Annotated in this window: 10 protein-coding genes; 4 read left to right on the plus strand and 6 right to left on the minus strand. The window is 54.3% G+C overall.

Annotated elements, in window-relative coordinates; translation table 11 throughout:
* Positions 1-51: 51 nt before the first annotated feature.
* The 3 genes from ACOOGA_RS12685 to ACOOGA_RS12695 form a co-directional block, all read right to left on the minus strand.
* Positions 52-1,203 (minus strand): DUF2891 domain-containing protein, encoded by a 1,152-nt coding sequence (locus ACOOGA_RS12685; protein WP_420428794.1) that lies wholly within the window; start codon positions 1,201-1,203, stop codon positions 52-54.
* Between the two features lie 88 nt (positions 1,204-1,291).
* Positions 1,292-1,966, minus strand: coding sequence for a hypothetical protein (locus ACOOGA_RS12690; RefSeq protein WP_417459877.1), 675 nt, complete (start codon positions 1,964-1,966; stop codon positions 1,292-1,294).
* A gap of 109 nt (positions 1,967-2,075) precedes the next feature.
* Entirely contained in the window at positions 2,076-4,469 is a 2,394-nt protein-coding gene (locus ACOOGA_RS12695) for a patatin-like protein (RefSeq protein ID WP_417459878.1), read from the minus strand.
* A 217-nt stretch (positions 4,470-4,686) separates the two neighbouring features.
* On the opposite strand from ACOOGA_RS12695, the gene ACOOGA_RS12700 reads away from it, so the two are divergent.
* On the plus strand, positions 4,687-5,697 hold the full coding sequence (locus tag ACOOGA_RS12700; protein WP_417459879.1) for a hypothetical protein: 1,011 nt from the start codon (positions 4,687-4,689) through the stop codon (positions 5,695-5,697).
* 96 nt (positions 5,698-5,793) lie between these two features.
* On the opposite strand, the gene ACOOGA_RS12705 is transcribed toward ACOOGA_RS12700, so the two are convergent.
* Entirely contained in the window at positions 5,794-8,802 is a 3,009-nt protein-coding gene (locus ACOOGA_RS12705; protein WP_417459880.1) for a TonB-dependent receptor plug domain-containing protein, read from the minus strand.
* A gap of 1,076 nt (positions 8,803-9,878) precedes the next feature.
* Between ACOOGA_RS12705 and ACOOGA_RS12710 the strand changes: the two genes are divergently transcribed.
* Positions 9,879-12,887, plus strand: a complete 3,009-nt coding sequence (locus ACOOGA_RS12710) for a TonB-dependent receptor domain-containing protein (protein WP_417459881.1) — start codon at positions 9,879-9,881, stop codon at positions 12,885-12,887.
* Between the two features lie 311 nt (positions 12,888-13,198).
* Here ACOOGA_RS12710 and rsmD read toward each other — a convergent pair whose 3' ends face one another.
* Positions 13,199-13,750, minus strand: coding sequence for a 16S rRNA (guanine(966)-N(2))-methyltransferase RsmD (gene rsmD, locus ACOOGA_RS12715; protein WP_417459882.1), 552 nt, complete (start codon positions 13,748-13,750; stop codon positions 13,199-13,201).
* Complete coding sequence (locus ACOOGA_RS12720; RefSeq protein WP_417459883.1) at positions 13,747-14,856, minus strand: pseudouridine synthase; 1,110 nt, start codon at positions 14,854-14,856, stop codon at positions 13,747-13,749. The genes rsmD and ACOOGA_RS12720 overlap by 4 nt, the downstream gene beginning before the upstream one ends.
* Positions 14,857-15,042: 186 nt before the next feature.
* Between ACOOGA_RS12720 and ACOOGA_RS12725 the strand changes: the two genes are divergently transcribed.
* Positions 15,043-16,581, plus strand: a complete 1,539-nt coding sequence (locus ACOOGA_RS12725; protein WP_417459884.1) for a serine hydrolase — start codon at positions 15,043-15,045, stop codon at positions 16,579-16,581.
* 30 nt (positions 16,582-16,611) lie between these two features.
* On the plus strand, positions 16,612-17,043 hold the full coding sequence (locus ACOOGA_RS12730; protein WP_420428796.1) for a nucleoside deaminase: 432 nt from the start codon (positions 16,612-16,614) through the stop codon (positions 17,041-17,043).
* Positions 17,044-17,071 lie beyond the last annotated feature (28 nt).

The following is a 17,071-nucleotide window of genomic DNA, read 5'->3' on the forward strand; positions in this document are numbered from 1 at the left end:
TATCAGAATGGGTATATGGATACAAATTAGATGATTTTTCCAATCAAGTAATTATGGCTTCTCTGGCATATCGCTGATGCCCCGCTTTGTGGTGAGGTAGGTGGCGAAGCTGGCGAGCCAATGGCTGCCTGCATAGTGTGCGTCGCTTACCGCTTCGATTCCGGCTTTCTTGTGCACATCTGCTGCGGCGAGCAGGCTGGGGATGCGCGGGTCGCCGTCACTGAGCGCGGAGGCGATGCCCTCAAGCGCCCAGGCGCGGCTCAGGTTCACCCCGTCCAGATGCACAAGCTTGCCGTCGGTTGCGTCTTTCACAATGGCGGGGGTGAGCCAGCTTGCGCTGCCATCATCCGGGATGCCGGGCAGGAAGGCGGTGAGCCATGCGCTGAATTCTTCCACGTCCATCACGCGGCGCATCAGGTCAGCCTCCATCAGGCAGGGGGAGAGGAAATCCTCGCCTGACGGCTCATAGCCGATGGGGCAGTTCGTATCGTCAGCAAAGAAGGTGCGCGTGCGCTCGGTGAGCAGTGCTTCAAACTCGGCGTTCCCGACCGTGCGGGCATAATCGAGCATAAGGCCAAAAGCAAAAGCGCTCTGGTTATGCGTGCCAAGCCGCACGGGGTAGGCCAGATTGGGCAGCCATGCGCTCATTTTTTTCACAATTTCAGCCTCAAGCGGGGCCAGTATCTCCCGCCAGCTTTTGTGCACGGCGTTCGGACTTTCGTGCAGTTCCGCTACCAGTTGCAGATACCAGGCGATGCCGTACGGCCGCTCAAACCCGTTGCGACCTTTTGCCGTGTAATAAGCAACTTCGCGGTTGAGGTTCTCAATACTGAAGCTTTGCTCAAGCGCCTGTTCGGTAATGGCTGTGAACGGCGATGCAGGATCAAGTTTCGAGAGCCGCACCAGGAGCCAATGCCCATGGACGGACGAATGCCAGTCAAAACAGCCGTAAAACGCGGGGGTGAGCGCCTTGGGTGGCTTGGCGTCCTTGTCCGAGTTCATCACATGGCTGATTTTATTGGGATATTCACGGTGAATGCACGAAAGCGCCATACGGGCGAACCGGTCGGTGACCACACCGTCGCGGGCATCAGGCAGGCTGATGGCCTCAGTCCCGTGGCCGTCGGTTGCCGGTTTTTCTTCGCAGGCGGCTGTCGCCAGACATGCGGCGGCAGCGATACCTAAAATGGCGGTGCGTTTCATGGTCCCTTATCCCCCTTCAATTCCTTGAGGCTATTTCAGGGGATAACGCGAGCGGGTGCAAGGCCTTTTCGCGCCTTGATGATGCTGGTCAGACGTTCCAGCCGGATGGGTCCATCCTGTTGTGGCGGGTGATCACTGGTTTGGCGCCGTCCGTATCGGGTTTAAGGAGGTAATAGTCATCCTCATAAATGGACCAGCGGCACAGGTCGATTGGCGTGACCTCCGAGGCGTTGACGGAGCCGGTGACGCCTGCGCGTTCAAGCCCGGCTGCAACCAGTTCCGAGCAGAAGAAACGCGAAAAATCTTCCTTGTTGTAGAAGGGCCCGTTCATGCCGAAGGCGCCTTGGTCGAACATGTCTGCCGCTGACTTCAGCGCTTGCGGCAGGTCATAGCCGGTGCGGGCTTCTGCGTGGCCAAACAGGAAATTATAGAAACTTTTGTGCGCTTCTGCGTTTGCGCGCAGGTCGGTTTTTATCGGCAGCCACCACATGGCGCCGTGGTATTCATCCAACCGTTCAGAGAAGCGCGAGATATTGACGCCGGAGAAACCGCGTACGGTTCCGGCCTCAATGATCTGGTTGAAGAAGCGCCCGTTCGCGTGATCAGCGATCTGGGTTTGCAGAATTACGCCCACATGGCTGACCTCAGAGAAGGTCACCATCTTGATGATTTCGGAAAAATCGCTTTTGCCGGAAAAGGCAACCACATCCCCCGGTTTCATCCTCGGGCGTGCGTCGGTGTAGGACAGTTCGTGCATTGCCATGGTCTAGCCCCCCATTAATGCATGCGACACGAAGTATATCAGGTGGTGCGGAGTTTAGCGAAAGTTGCATTGCCTGTACAGGCTGGCCCTGTCCTGTGTTGTTACCTGCTTATTCGGGGGCTTTGAAGCGGGCTTGCAGTTCCTCAATGAGGTCACCTTTTTGCTCAACATGGTGGGCCTCGGTATTCACGATGGAAAGATAAAGCCGCCTGCGGAAGTCATCCAGGTCGAAGCCTTCGGGTAGGGCGTTATCACCTGCGGCATCAAGCACAAAATCAGTGAGGCGTTTGGCGGCGTGCAGGCGGCCCCAGATATAGTCGTTCTCGCGCGCGGCCCGGCTGAAAAATGCGCCAAAATTATAGAGCTGTGTGCCCATCAGGATATCTGCCGCAGGGTCTTCGTGCATGTCGGTACAGTCAAGCGGGCTGATGCGTGCCACACGAATTTCGTCCATCTCCAAAAGGTCTGCGCTGGCGCTCATCGGCAGCGTCAGCACATCATAGAAAGCATAGCCCACATAAGCGCGGAACAAAGTGGTGCGGAGGTCTGAATGCGGCAACACTGAAAGGATGGTCGCGAGAAGTTCGTCCTGTGCAAAATCCAGATCCTCCAGCTCCATGGCTGAGCCAAGGCTGTTCAGGTAATGGTCGATCGCCGCGTCTGAAAGCCTGTCACCGTTCACGCCCGCGAAGGTTTCCGCCGGGTACATGCTTGGCTGCCAGCGGGCACGGAACTGCTCAAGCTGCTCATAGATTTGTTTTTTGACGCGTTTGACCGGCTCGACCATATGGCCGTTGCTGTCCTGCTGCATAAACCGGTTGAGCTTGAGGATAACAAAGCGTAGCCGCCGGATGCGGTAGTCTACATCAAGCTCGCGCAGGCGTTTTACATGGTGCTGGAAACCAAAGGCGGGCACGATGTTCACCACACCGCCCTCCGGGCACAGTAGGCCTTTCATCTCCGCCCAGCGGCGCAGGGCCTCAAATGTGTCTGTCTCGCTTAATGCGGTGCCGGTTTTTACGCTACCGTCCACCATCAACTGTGCCAGCCGTTCAAGAAGCCGCACGGTTTTGGCCTGCATGTAGGAGGCATAGGCAAACCCGGTGTGTTTGTGGGCAAGCTCGTGTGCACGCTCCCGCCATGAAGCCAGCATGGCCACCTCAACCTTTTTCTCTGCGTCCAGTATCAGAAGGCTGTCTACAAGGCGGTTAACCTCAGCTTCGGCAGACTGCACGGTTGCTTCAAAACGCCGGGCCTTTTTGTTCTGCTGGTCTATCGCGCGCAGGTCTTCATAAATAGGTTCCCTGCGGGGTATTTCCGCAAGCGACGACAAGATGGTGCGGAAGAAGCCGGGCAGGTCTGCATGCCGGGTTTTCTCCTTTACCGTGTCCGGGTCATCGGGCATGGGGTCTACATAGATGATACGGCGGTCAACCTCCCGGTGCGCGGGGCGTTCATAGACGGCCTGAATGGCGGAGCCGAAAGGTTTGTTGTTGGTGACACCACCGTCAATGAAACACATGGCATTAAGCGTGGTCATGTCGGCAATCAGGCCGGGAAAGTTTTTGGCCAGAAACGATTGCCGCATGGGCCAGTCTTGCCGCCGTGCCGTCAGGCGGTCCTCAAGGTCGCTGAGCCTGAGGGGCGGAAAAGCGCCGGGGAAGCTGGACGTTGCGCGCGCCGCGAAACCGAGGGCAGGCAGGTTCTCGTCAGCAAATTCGCTCAGCGTCGCGCCGCCGGGAGATTGCCGGTAGCTGAGGTTTAATGTGACACCGTGCTGGTGCTCAAGCACCTCGCCGGGGTCATGCAGTTTTACCCGCCGGGGTTGGCCGAAAAAATTGGTCAGGCTGACAAAAAGGTCAAGCTTGTGGCCGGGCGGCATGAGGGTCTCATTATCGGTCACATGCCCCATGTTCTCAACGGCATTGAGCATCCACGTGAGCATGCGTGTGCCCGAGAATGGCGGCTGGAACCAGCGGGAGCGCACAAATCGGAATAGCTTCCGGCGTGTTTCCTCATCCGGTTTGATGTCCCCAAACGCCTTGCGGCCAACGAGCCATAGGAAGGGGTAGAGGTAAAACTTGCTGGACCGGTCAGCCAGCGTGTCATCCTCCATCAGCTCTTCCACGTCACCAAGGTTGAGCCACATGGTGCGCAAGGGATCGAAATCCAGATCATGGGCGAGGGCGCGCGCGAGGAAAATACCGTTGATGCCGCCTGCGCTCGCGCCAGAGACCACATCAACAATAACCCTCAGTTCCAGCTTGTGACCAACAGCCTGCAACAGCTCAAAATACAGTGCTTCGGTATCTGTGGTATAGGGGCGCTCGGGTGCGGCGTCATCAAAGGTGGTGGCAAGCCGTGCTTCGCGGTCCACCACACCGTGAAAAGCGCGGGAAGCGCGTACAAGCTTAAGGATTTCACCGGAGATACCGTTCATATAGATGGCAAGCGATGCGCCACCATAACAAACCAGTGCCAGCCTTAATTCCTTTTCCCGCATTGTGCCTTCCCAACAGCTTACTCGCTGTAAGCTTATGACCAGTTTGCAGTTTTTTCAAAAAAAGCCAATGAGCTTTTATAGTAAGGCTGCTCGTTTTCCCTCTAGACTAAACCGATTGCAGGCTACCGAAGACTAGATGGAAAGTTTAGGATCACGGACAAATGAGGGTGTTTGTGCCAGGTGAAGCCCGTGGGACGTATTAGACGGAGTAGGTGATTTGAACGATAATATTGCGGCTGACCCCAACTGGTGGCCCCATCGATTTGACCCCACAAAAGGGCATGTTCACTTTATCCGGGCGACGCGGGATGATCATCGGCAGTCGGTTTTCCTGACGGATGAATACCTGAAGGATGCGCCCAACCCGCGCGCTGTTGGCCTGCAGGCCGCAGCCGGTGCAGGGGCGAGAGCACCGCTGCATTTCATTTTTCATTCGGCCTATTGTTGTTCCACGCTGCTTGCTAAGGCATTTGACCAGCCGGGCCTCTCGATGGGGCTCAAGGAGCCGCAAATACTCAATGACCTGTCTGGCTGGCGAATGCGCGGTGCGCAGCCGCAGGAACTGGCTAATGTGACGGCCGGTGTATTGGCTGTTCTGTCGCGACCATTTGAGGCGGGCGAGGCGGTTATCATTAAGCCGTCCAATCTGGTCAACGGGCTTGCGGGGTTGATGCTGCATGTAAGCCCCGCCTCAAAAGCAGTTTTCCTTTATGCCCCGCTCAGAGATTTCCTGGGTTCAATAGCGCGTAAAGGCATGTGGGGCAGGCTTTGGGTGCGGGACCTGATGGTAAAACAGATGCGGGAGGGGCTGATTAATCTGGGGCTCCAAGGGGAGGATTACCTGCGCCTCACCGACCTGCAGGCGGCGGCTGTGGGGTGGCTCGCCCAGCACGCTTTGTTTGCACAACTGGTCATGAAGTTTGGTGCAGAGAGAGTGAAAACACTCAATAGCGTTGAGCTGATGAAAGCGCCAGACGTGGCAATGCGGAAACTGACAGACCACTATGGGTTGGCGATGAGCAATGATGCGCTTGGCCAACTGGTTGAAGGCCCGGTGTTTACCCGGCATTCCAAAAATGACGCCGATTTTGACGCCGGTGCCAGAGAGGCTGAGCGGCAAGCGGGTGAAGCGCTGCATGCGGATGAGATTGAGAAAGTCTCTATGTGGGCCGAGACGGTTGCAAAAAGTGCAAACGTTCCGTTGACGTTGCCCGCCTTACTGCTCTGAAGATAAAGTCAGACCCGGTTAACCCAAACAAATATTGAAGCAAAGAAAAAGGCGGGCCAGTTGGCCCGCCTTTCATGTTTGTAATAAACGCGATGATTAGAAAGTGATTTTCGCGTTAATGCCATAGCGACGGCCAAGCGCATCATAAGTTGACGGGAAGGTGTTACCGCTGTTTGCAGCAGTCGTACCAGCGTCGTTACTTACGATTGGTGGGCGCTTGTTGAACAGGTTCGTCACGGTGCCTGTGAGGGCTACGTTTTCGAACACGTGGTAACGAACAGACAGGTCAAAATAGTCATAGGCTTTGATCCTGTTGAAGTCATGGCTACCGAGGCCTTGAACGTCACCGCTGTAAAGAGGCGCTGTATCAGCAAACTCGTACTTAACGCCGTCAATGTGACGCCACAGAACGGACAAGTCGAACTTCTCATACGTGAACGTGTTACGCATGTTCCAGGTAAACTTCGGCTGGATTTGGCCGTTGGTAGAACCACAGTTTGCGCTGTAGAGACCTACACAGTCGCGGTTCTCTGAAACGCCTGTCGTAGCCTGGAAGGTTGATTTGTTGGTCCAGTTACCAGCAAAGCTCATGTTCCAGTCAACGCTGTCACTAATGTTGTGGCCATAGGTTACCGTTACGTCAATACCGTCAGTGCGAAGGTTACCGCTGTTCGACAGGAACGTTGGCAGACCTTTTACAACTGCTTCGTCACCGCTGAGACCACCATCGATTGGCGAGCGAACGATCGCGCGACAAGCATCGCTTGTGGTGCTTGGGTTGTCGAAACAAGCGGCCAGGGCATCGTCAGGTGCAGGCTGAGAGATCGAACCATCGATTTTGATGTTGTAGTAATCGATCGTCATGGTCAGACCTGGAATTGCCGCTGGGCGAATGATCGCACCAAGGGTCCAGCTGTCTGATTTCTCAGGTACCAGAGCCAGGTTACCACCTGTCGTGTTGTTGGCTTGGCCAGCAGCCGGATCAGGAATAAACCCGATTGAGGTTGCAGGAGCACCCTGAGCGATACAAACGTCGCGAACAACACCGGTTGGGCCGGAGTTGTAAATCACGCCATTGTCGTCAACTGACGCACATGGATCGTTGTTCAGGTTGGTCAGGCCAGTTGTGATCGGGTTAAACAATTCGAAGATGTTCGGTGCCCGAACCGCATGAGAGTAGGTACCGCGGAAGCTGATATCATCCGTTGGCGACCAGCTCAGACCTGTTTTCCAGGTTGTGGTGTTGTAGGAAGGGTTGCTTGGATCATCAACCGAGTAATCTGAGTAACGGATACCCGCCTCAAGGTTCAGTTGTTTGGCCCATGCAGCATCGGTCACGAGTGGTACCACAAACTCCGCAACACCTTCATAGACAGAGAAACCGCCATCGATGTTTGGTGCAGCACCGCCGGCACCGCCGAGGTCACCGGACTGTGACAGCAGATCAGATTCACGTGTTGCGGAATACTTGCGGTATTCACCTGCAACAGCGAAGTTTACTGCTTCGGAAGCCCAAGGCATGGTGAAGCCAACTTCACCGCTCACAGAACCTTTAATCTGGCTCATAGCGAAATTGGTTGTGATCGCACTTTCGCCGCCTGACAGGTAAGCATTCTGTTCTTCGGTGATCGAGCCAGTCGGGCCGAAGAAGTCAACTGGAATACAGCCGTCAGTGGTGGTTGGGCAGCCAAGCAGTGAGTTACGGAAGCGAGACTTCAGCCAATAACCCTTTTGGATCTGAACTTGCTTGCTCTCACCGTGTGAAGCCATGACATCCCAGCTGAGAGTGTCAGTCAGGTCACCGCGCAGGCCAAGCTGGAAGTCAAAGTAATCAGCGGTAAAGTCACTGATCCGTGGGCCGCCTTCTACGTTACGACGACGAAGCTGAGTGTCAACTTCAAGGTAGTTAGGGTCTGAAGGACCGGTTGCTGTCGCTGCTGCGTCACACTGAGCCTGGGTATAAACAGGCGTGTAAACGCCAGCGGCCGGGTCTGTATCAAACGCACAGAAAGCGTTACGCTGAGCAGCAGACATGAGCGAGTGGTTAAGGGCCACAGTCACGCTGTCACCGAAAGCGCCGGACGGTGCGATCAGGGTATTAACCGTGTTACGCGAGTAAATGCCGCGGGTATAAACCTCGATATTATCAGCGATTTCATAGTTCGCAGCTGCATAGACGTTGTAGCGCTCAAACGGTGTCTGATAAACGTTCAGTGGTGAGAAGTTATAGGCTGTGAAGTCAGCCGCGAAAGTGCGGTTGTCTTGTACGCCGCCCAGGCCCAGGTTGGCATTGTCTGCACCGGTTGGGTTGACGTTACCAAAACGCGTGTTGTAGGAGCCGAGGCCAGAACCACCGCGTGAGCCGTCGCCGCCTGAGAGCGAATATTCGCCGTAGTCGCGGTCACCCATATAAACAGGGTCGGACTTCTGATAACCAAGGCTGATTACAACATTGCCTTTGTCTTCAATGTTGCCGCCCATGGTGATTTCAAAGCGTTTGGTGTCGCCATCGCCTTCTTCGGTCACACCGTAGCTTGAGTTTACTTCAACACCTGAGAAGTTTTTCCGAGTGATGAAGTTCACTACACCACTGATGGCATCAGCGCCGTATGTGGTGCTCGCGCCGCCGGTCAGAACGTCAACACGCTCGAGCAGGGCAATCGGAATATTGTTGGTGTCGAACACGCCTGTAAGCGTTGAAGGTGACATGCGAACGCCATCAACCAGTGCAACGTTACGGTTCGTGCCAAGGCCACGAAGGTCGACAGTTGCGAAACCGCCGTTACCGTTGTTTACCTGTGCACCAATCGCAGGCACTACGCCAGGGATGGTACGCAGAATTTCTTCCACAACGTTGGTGTTGCGGTAGGTCATTTCTTCAGGTGAAACGACTGCAACAGGGTTAGACCGTGTGAGGTTAGGGTTGCGGATCAAAGAACCCGTAACAACGATCTCTTCAAGGCTTAGCTCTTCTGTGTCCGCGTCTGTTGTATCTTGTGCGAATGCAGAAACGCTCGATCCCATTGCCATGAGTGCAAGTGCTGTCGCTGCACTGCCCATGTAACGGGTACGCCCCCCCTGACGTATTGTGTTGGTGTTTGCCATGAGTTTCCTCCTCTGTGGCTAGGCAAAATAAACTGTGCCTGTGTGGATAGATTCCTCGCCCATCCATCGCGGCACAGAGGAGAGGCTGTGCGATATAGCCTGAAGGTTACAATCTTTTTATTAGGAAGATTAAAGACTAGATTGAAATATATGATGAAAAAGTGACAATTTGATCACATAGACATATAGTTATTACTATAAGTTTATTTCAATAGTTTAGTTATTATGTAAAAAGACATACCAGAATAGGTATTCTGTACTTTAGTTATATTATTGAATCGAACCACCTAGCCTCCGGTGTCCTACCTAAGACATTCGATCAGGCATGAAACCTCATAAAATTGTTTAAAGATTAGAATTCTACCTTGATTCGAAGCCAGATATCGCCGGAAGCCGACCAGGGTGGGTCTGTATGGCGGGCCTCGTTCGTTGGTCTGAGTGGAGTGATGTATCCGGATGCCAGATAGGCGGGGTCGATACCAAGTCCGATGTGGTGTATTTCACCCGCCGATTTTACTTGGGACCAATATGGGGCCTGGCCGGTGGTGGTCTGTTTCCCTTCAGCCTCCTTGTGCGAGGATGACTGGTTTAGTTTTGGGTAACGTCAGTTTAACTTGATCTAGTCTTTAGGTTTGTCTCAATAGTTCATTGATACTTTGACGAGTGATATTGCGCGAAATTATCATCGCTTCAAGGGGGCAGCGTGGGACAAAATCACGCAATTAGACTAAAATTTGAAACTATAAGCGATGTTAGTACAGCTGGTTAGGGGGCGATGGTGGTCTTTGGTGATTTTGGCAACTCAGCAGCCAGGCGAAACAAGGTGATTCATTTTTTGCACCCCATACGTGCAAATCTGCTCGCTCAGCATCAATATAAAGTAATAAACCAAAGTAATAACGTAAGCTTTTAGTAATAATACCTATGTTATTATTTGTGTTTTTTTGGCCACACGAACGAATTACATCATTCTTTAAGTAGTAGTTCTTAAGGTTATACGTTTCGGAAAATAAAAATATGTCGCTACTCCTTCCTCTTCCCTCGTCACAGAGGGCTAGAAATCAGGAGGAAAGAAAGTGACAACTTTGTCCAATAAAGCTCGGAAGGCTCAGCTGTTGGGTGGCACTGGTATTGCTGCTGCGCTGGCGCTTTCACTTACAGGCGCTGTATCTGCACAGGATGCTGCTGCCGACGAAACTACCTTTGAAGAAGTGGTGGTAACAGGGTCACGTATCGTGTCTCCAGACATCTCTTCCGTATCCCCAGTACACGTAATCGGCGGCGAGATGATTCGTCAGTCCGGTGTTGCAAACATTCAGGACCTGCTGCTTGAAAGCCCACAGTTTGGTGTTCCAGGCCTTAGCCGTTCCAACTCTGCGTTCCTGACGTCAGGTACCGGTGCTGCAACTGTTGACCTTCGTGACCTCGGTTCAGACCGTACGCTCGTGCTTTTCAATGGCCGTCGCGTTGTGTCTGGTCGCCCAGGTACAGCAACGGTTGACCTGAACATCGTTCCAACCCAGTTCATCGAGCGTGTAGACGTTCTGACAGGTGGCGCGTCATCTCTTTATGGTTCTGATGCTGTTGCGGGTGTTGTTAACTTCGTCTTTAAGAAAGACTTTGAAGGCATCGAAGCCAGCGCACAGTACGGCGTGACCGAAGAAGGTGATGACGAGAACTATCAAGCGAACATCACTGTTGGCAGCAACTTCGCTGACGACCGTGGTAACATGATGTTCCACATCGGTTACACCGACCAGAAGGGTGTTCTGTCCCGCGAGCGTGAAAACACGCAAATGGATGATATCGACCTCTTCCGTCTGACCGGCGACCCAGCAGACTTCGGTACGTCATCTGCACCGTTCTTGTCTAGTTTCCCTCCACAAGGCCGTTTCGATACAGGCAGCGGTTCCACCTGGACATTTGATGCAGACAACAACCTGCGTCCATGTTTCAGTACAAACGGTGGTACAGCACCTGCCTCTTGTGGTGACGCAGCTGGCGAGGCGATTGGCCCAGACGGCTTCAACCGTCAGAACTACCGCACAATTGCTGTGCCGGTTGAGCGTTATCTGATGGCAACGCGCGGTCACTATGAGGTGACTGAAGACATCACCTTCTTTGCTGAAGGCACCTATGCAAACACCCGTTCTTCCCGTGAGATCGAGCCGTTTGCTCTTGGTTCCGACAATATCTACCCAGCTTCCGGCGGCTTGATGAACATTGAGACAATGGTAGGCGGCACCATGATGGTGAACCCACTGATCCCAACGGCGATTGTGAACGATGCGGTTGATAGCGATGGTGACGGTTTCCGTGACATCAGCTTCGCCCGGCGTCTGCTTGAGTTCGGTACCCGTAACGGTAGCGTAAACCGCGATACTTTCCGTTTCTCGGCTGGTTTCGAAGGTTCCTTCATGGACGACAAGTTCAACTGGGATGTTGCTTATACATATGGCCGCACCAGTGAATCACAGCAGTCCAACGGCCAGGTTAACGTTCTGAACTTCGCAAGCGCGCTTGCAGCTGTTCAAGACGTAAACGACCTTGATAACGACGGTTCAACAACGGATGCTATCTGTGCGAGCGCTGACGCCCGTGCACAAGGTTGTGTACCTGTAAACATTTGGGGCCATAACTCAGCGTCTCAGGCCGCGATCAACTACATCGCTGCTGACCAGACACTTGAAACACGTATTTCACAACAAGTGATCAACGCCAACATCTCTGGCGCGCTGTTTGAAATGCCTGCTGGTCCACTGGGTGTTGCTATCGGTGGTGAATACCGTAAAGAGACAAGCTCAGCGAACAACGATGCCCTCACAAATGCTGGCCTGAACGCGGGTAACGCGCTTCCGGATACATTTGGTAGCTTCGATGTTAAAGAACTGTACGCTGAGGTGAACATTCCAATCCTCGCAGATCTGCCTTTCGCTGAGAGCATGAACCTGCGTGCGGCTGGTCGTCTCTCTGACTACTCCACTGTTGGCACGGTATACACCTACAGCCTTGGCCTTGACTGGTCCCCGATTGAAGACGTCAAGTTCCGTGGTACATACGCTCGTTCCGTACGTGCTCCGAACATTGGTGAGCTTTACACTGGCCCGTCACAAACCTTCCCATCAGGCCTCACAGACCCATGTGCCGGCATTGGCGCAACGGGTGGTGGTGCAGCAGGTGATAACTGTCGTGCGGATGCTGGCGTTCTCGCTAACATCGCGGCAAACGGCACATTCACGCTGAACCAGTCTGATCTTCAGGGTATCAGCGGCTTCAACAGCGGTAACGCTGACCTCTTTGAAGAGAAGTCTGACTCGATCACTCTCGGTGTTGTCATCACGCCAAACAGCGTTGAAATGCTCCGCAATTTCACTGTGACGGTTGATTACTTCAACATCGAAATCGAAGACGCGATCGTGGCACCGCCACGTCAGTTCATCCTCGACCAGTGTTATGGTCAGGGCGAGCAGTCCTTCTGTGACCTGATCGAGCGCCGTGCGGCCCCAACCGCTACCAACAGTGCTGGTTCGCTTGAGTTCATCAACGCGCCTCTCTTCAACGGTGGTGCGCTGAAAACTGAAGGTCTGGACGTTTCGATCCGCCACATGACGAGCCTTGAAGGCCTCGGCATCACCGGTGACCTGCGTTCAAGCATCGTTTATACCAACTACTTCAACGGCTACACAGTTCCAATTCCTGGCGCTGACCGTGACCCGTTTGTTGGTGAAATCGGCGATCCCAAGCACCGTTTCACAGCGAACATGACCTATAGCCATGAGCGTTTTGATATCGGCCTGACCGGTACTTACCTTGGTAAGTCCTACGAAGATGACCAGTTCCTGGCTGCCTTCGGTCTTGAGCCAGACGATATCTCCGTGGGTGCAGAGATCTATCTCGACCTGAACGCTGCCTTCCGCATCAACGACACTGTTGAAGTTTATGGCGGTATCGACAACCTGCTCGACAACAAAGCACCAAACCTGCTTTCCGGTACAACATTCAACGTAACCGGTACAGATACGGCAGCTGACGTTTACGATGTACTTGGTCGTCGCTTCTTCTTCGGTGCGCGGGTTAAGTTCTAAGCACTGATGCAATATAGAGACAGCCTTCAGGGGCTGTCTCCACTATGGAAAGCCCCGCTTCAAGCGGGGCTTTTTGCGTGTAAAAAAGGCATGCACCGGAGGGGTGCATGCCAAGGATGAGGTTGTATACTCAACTGTGCCGCCATGCGGCACGAGGAACGAGATTTGTGCCGGGGTACAAGCCGGTTAACGGACACGACAGGATTAGCCTGCAACCCCGGCACATGACCAAACTTCAGCCCGAATTTCAATAAGGACCTTCTGCGTGATCACATCTGATACGCGGCTGGTACGGCGTGCCCTTCGTCAAACTATCGGTGTGCGAGGAAAATAATCCGCTGTTGCCCCTGTTTGCGGTCATCAAGGATCTGCAAACCAGTTGGCAACTCCGAGCTGTCATCGCTCGCCAGCTCGCAAACGATAACCCCGTCTAGGCTAAGCCAATCACCCGCTGTGATGGCTTCAAGGGTGGGCGAAACCAGACCCTGCCGGTACGGCGGGTCCATAAAAATGAAGTCGAATGTTTCTTTTGCGGGCGGCAGTTTGCTGGCGTCAAGCGGCATGACGGTGCAATCAGCCTGCGCTTTCAGCGCTTCGATATTGCCTTTGATGCAATCAAGCGACGTGCGGGCTTTTTCAACAAACGTGGCGTGCGCGGCGCCGCGCGACAGAGCCTCAAGCCCAAGCGCGCCGGTCCCCGCGAATAGGTCGAGCACTTTTGCACCCTGCATGTCCGGATAACGTGAATGGGTGAGCATGGAGAACAGGCGTTCCCGCATTCGGTCTGTGGTGGGGCGGATATCGCGACCATCAGGCACATTCAACCGCCGCCCACGATATAGGCCTGCGATGATGCGTGTCATTTATCTCGAGCTTTCCTGGGGCCGCGAGCGCCGGGCCTGCCTTCTGGTCTTGCACCGGGCCTTGCGCCTGATCTCGCACCGGATTTTGCGCCGGTACGGGCACCTGTACCTTCGGGTTTTGCGCTCCGGCGACTGCTTGCGGGTTTGCCGTCTCGTGCCTTTTCGCTCTGGTTCTGGCGGCGGCTGTTTTCCCTGCCGCTCAAGGGGTCTGCTTTCGCACCCCGACGATCTGTGGACCTTGCGTCACCTTCATCATTTCGGTTGCGAAACCTGCGTTTGGCGCCCAAGCGTACTTTTGTTTTGGGTTTCGCTTTTGCCCATTTGCTGGGGTCGCGTTTCTTCTCTGGCGCTGCAATGCTTTGCGTCGCGCCTTTGAAAAAGCCGTCCAGCACTTCATAAAGCTGCTTCTCTGGCACCTGTGCGACCGCACCGTCATTAAGTGTGCCGAGCGAGAAGGGCCCATAATGCGTGCGAATAAGCCGGTTTACCACAAGGCCCATGTGTTCCATCACCCGGCGTACCTCACGGTTTTTACCTTCGCGGATCGCGATTGTGAGCCAGGCGTTCGTACCCTGTACGCGTTCAAGCCTGGCATCGATCGAGCCATAGTGGGTGCCATCGATGGTTACACCGTCAGACAGCGCCTTCAGCGCATCTTCATTGACCCGGCCATGCACCCGCACGCGGTAGCGACGGATAAGCTCGTTGGACGGCAGCTCAAGATAGCGCGCGAGCTCCCCATCGTTCGTGAGCAGCAGCAGCCCTTCGGTGTTCATATCCAACCGGCCCACAGCAATCACGCGTCCGATATGTTTGGCCAGTTGGTCAAACACGGTGCGGCGGCCTTCCGGGTCTTTGTGGGTGGTGAGTGTGCCACGCCTTTTGTGCAGGCGCCACAGCTTGGTGTCTGAAACAAGACCGATGGCTTCACCGTCAACAGTGATGCCTTTGAGGCTGGTCACAAGCACGGCCGCTGTTTCCAGCTTTTTGCCATCAAGCCAGATACGGCCTTCCTCGATCATGCGCTCAACATCGCGGCGTGAACCCACGCCCGCGCGGGCAAGGGCTTTGGCGATGCGTTCACCTTTTTGGTCTTCGTTGCTCATGTGTCTTTGGCCTATGTAATTTGCGCGCACAATAGGGCTGTGCCCCAATGCGTGCAACTGAATCTGCGCCGCCGTTAACAGTCCTGACTTTTTTCTTGACCTTGCAGTCAATAACTACAACTGTAGTAGAAACTCACATCAAGTGGGGGTCACTATAAATATACACGACGATAACGAGGACAAAAAATGAACCGAAAAACAACGAGCATGCCTTGGCGCCTTTTGGGTGCCGGTCTCCTGCTGGCGTCTTCCTGCTTGGCGAAAGCTGACAGCCTCTCCGACAAGCTTGATGGCTTCATGGCCGAGATGGAACAAAGCCCTTATGCGCCGCCCAGCTATAGTCTGGCGGTGGCAAGTGGTGACAGGCTACTTTATAGCCGCTTGCACGGTAACAAGGTCGCTGGTGGAGATGTGCCGCTGGATATGGATACGCGGCTTTATATTGCGTCGGTCAGTAAAAGTTTCATGGGCCTTTTGGCTGCCAAACTGGATGCCGAGGGCGTTCTGTCCCTTGACGCCACACTGGCAGATGAGTGGCCTGAACTTGGTCTCCCTGATCCAATCGACCCAGCAACGATCACCATGCGTATGCTGTTGTCGCACAATTTTGGCTTTGAGAATGACCCGCTTGTCATACGTACCGCCTATATCGGTGGTACCGCTATTGCGGACTTTGAAGAAATTCTCGAGCAGCACTCAGTGCCAATCGAATCCGGCTTCTCTTATGACAACTTGGGATACCTGATTTACGCTGCAGTACTTGAGCGCAAGACGGGCCGTAGTTGGAAAGACTGGCTGAAGAACGATATTCACCGCCCGCTGGGACTTGAAAGCGCGAGCAATATACCGAGCGAAATCCCGGTAGCCGATATTGGCCTTGGTAATCATTTCAACCCATTGTCAAAAACAGGCTGGTCGGTTGCTACTGCAAAGCAGGATGATCTGATGCATCCGGCGGGCGGGCATTTCATCTCCACGCATGATGCGGTGAGATGGCTTCAGGCCAATCTGAACAAGGCGGTGTTTGATCCGGCGGTATATAACACTGCACAAACCGCTTATGCGGAACGCACACCGGCCAAAAAATATGCCGATATGACCTGTGACGGATATGGCCTTGGTTGGCAAACCTGTGATTATGCCGGTCACCGTGTCTTTTACCATGGTGGCACCTATAACGGCATGATGATCTTTATGGTTTTCCTGCCTGACGACAACCTGGTGGTTTCCTCCATCAATGGTGCCCGCGCCTATGGCTGGACATTTGGCTGGAACGCCCTTCAGCAGGCGGTGGATTATGCTCTTGGTCTTGAGGCGGCAGACGATAATGCCAGCAGGCGGCTTGAAGGCAGGGTGGAAAGTCAGGCAGGTTATGCGCACTTTCGTATGCGTATTCGGGAAGACGCCTTGCGGAAAGCCACCAGCCTTGAGGCTGCCGCCCTAAGATCAGACCTTATCGGCACCTATAAGTCCCCTGCTTATGGGGACGCAACGATATGCGATGCCGGTGGCCGTCTGACGTTGAGGGTTGGTCATTTTTCAGCCGAGGTGCTCGCGAGCACGGAAGGGAGAGCATACCTGCTTGAACGCGCATATGGAGAACCTTCCAAACTTGATGTGTCACGGGGCAACGCGGATGATGCTCTGAGCTTCGGATGGGAAGGTGGCACTTTTAATCATGTGTCTGGTGATGGGTGCCTTGGCGGCGAGGACGTTTCGCGCTAACACTGGCGCATGATAGATCATTTTCCGCATATGCATACCGCTCTTGATGAAGCGCGCGCAGCCGCCCAGCGCGGCGAGGTGCCCATAGGCGCTGTTGTTGTGGGGCCAGACGGCAAGGTGCTGGCCCGCGCGGGCAATGATGTTGTGGGGCCGCATGACCCCACTGGGCACGCGGAGATGATCGCCATCCGGCAGGCGGCAAAACTGCTTGGGTCTGAACGGCTCGAGGGCTGCGACCTCTATGTCACGCTTGAGCCCTGCGCCATGTGCGCGCAGGCCATTGCGTTTGCGCGTATCCGCAGGCTTTATTACGGAGCTGATGACACCAAAGGCGGCGGCATAACGGTGGGCGCGCGGATTTTCTCGCATCCCACCACCCACCATAAGCCGGAAATATATGGCGGCATATTGGAAGCAGAAGCCTCACAATTGCTTAGAGACTTTTTCCGCGCACGACGCTAAACTCCCGATATGGGAGAAGACCTTAGGG

The organism is Kordiimonas sp. (assembly GCF_965216265.1).
Classification (GTDB): Bacteria; Pseudomonadota; Alphaproteobacteria; order Sphingomonadales; family Kordiimonadaceae; genus Kordiimonas.

Excerpts from the sequence above, each read along its gene's own strand:
- rsmD (WP_417459882.1), bottom strand. The coding sequence starts at position 13,750 with ATGACACGCATCATCGCAGGCCTATATCGTGGGCGGCGGTTGAATGTG.
- ACOOGA_RS12685 (WP_420428794.1), bottom strand. The coding sequence starts at position 1,203 with ATGAAACGCACCGCCATTTTAGGTATCGCTGCCGCCGCATGTCTGGCG.
- ACOOGA_RS12730 (WP_420428796.1), top strand. The coding sequence starts at position 16,612 with ATGCATACCGCTCTTGATGAAGCGCGCGCAGCCGCCCAGCGCGGCGAG.
- ACOOGA_RS12695 (WP_417459878.1), bottom strand. The coding sequence starts at position 4,469 with ATGCGGGAAAAGGAATTAAGGCTGGCACTGGTTTGTTATGGTGGCGCA.
- ACOOGA_RS12720 (WP_417459883.1), bottom strand. The coding sequence starts at position 14,856 with ATGAGCAACGAAGACCAAAAAGGTGAACGCATCGCCAAAGCCCTTGCC.
- ACOOGA_RS12705 (WP_417459880.1), bottom strand. The coding sequence starts at position 8,802 with ATGGCAAACACCAACACAATACGTCAGGGGGGGCGTACCCGTTACATG.
- ACOOGA_RS12690 (WP_417459877.1), bottom strand. The coding sequence starts at position 1,966 with ATGGCAATGCACGAACTGTCCTACACCGACGCACGCCCGAGGATGAAA.
- ACOOGA_RS12725 (WP_417459884.1), top strand. The coding sequence starts at position 15,043 with ATGAACCGAAAAACAACGAGCATGCCTTGGCGCCTTTTGGGTGCCGGT.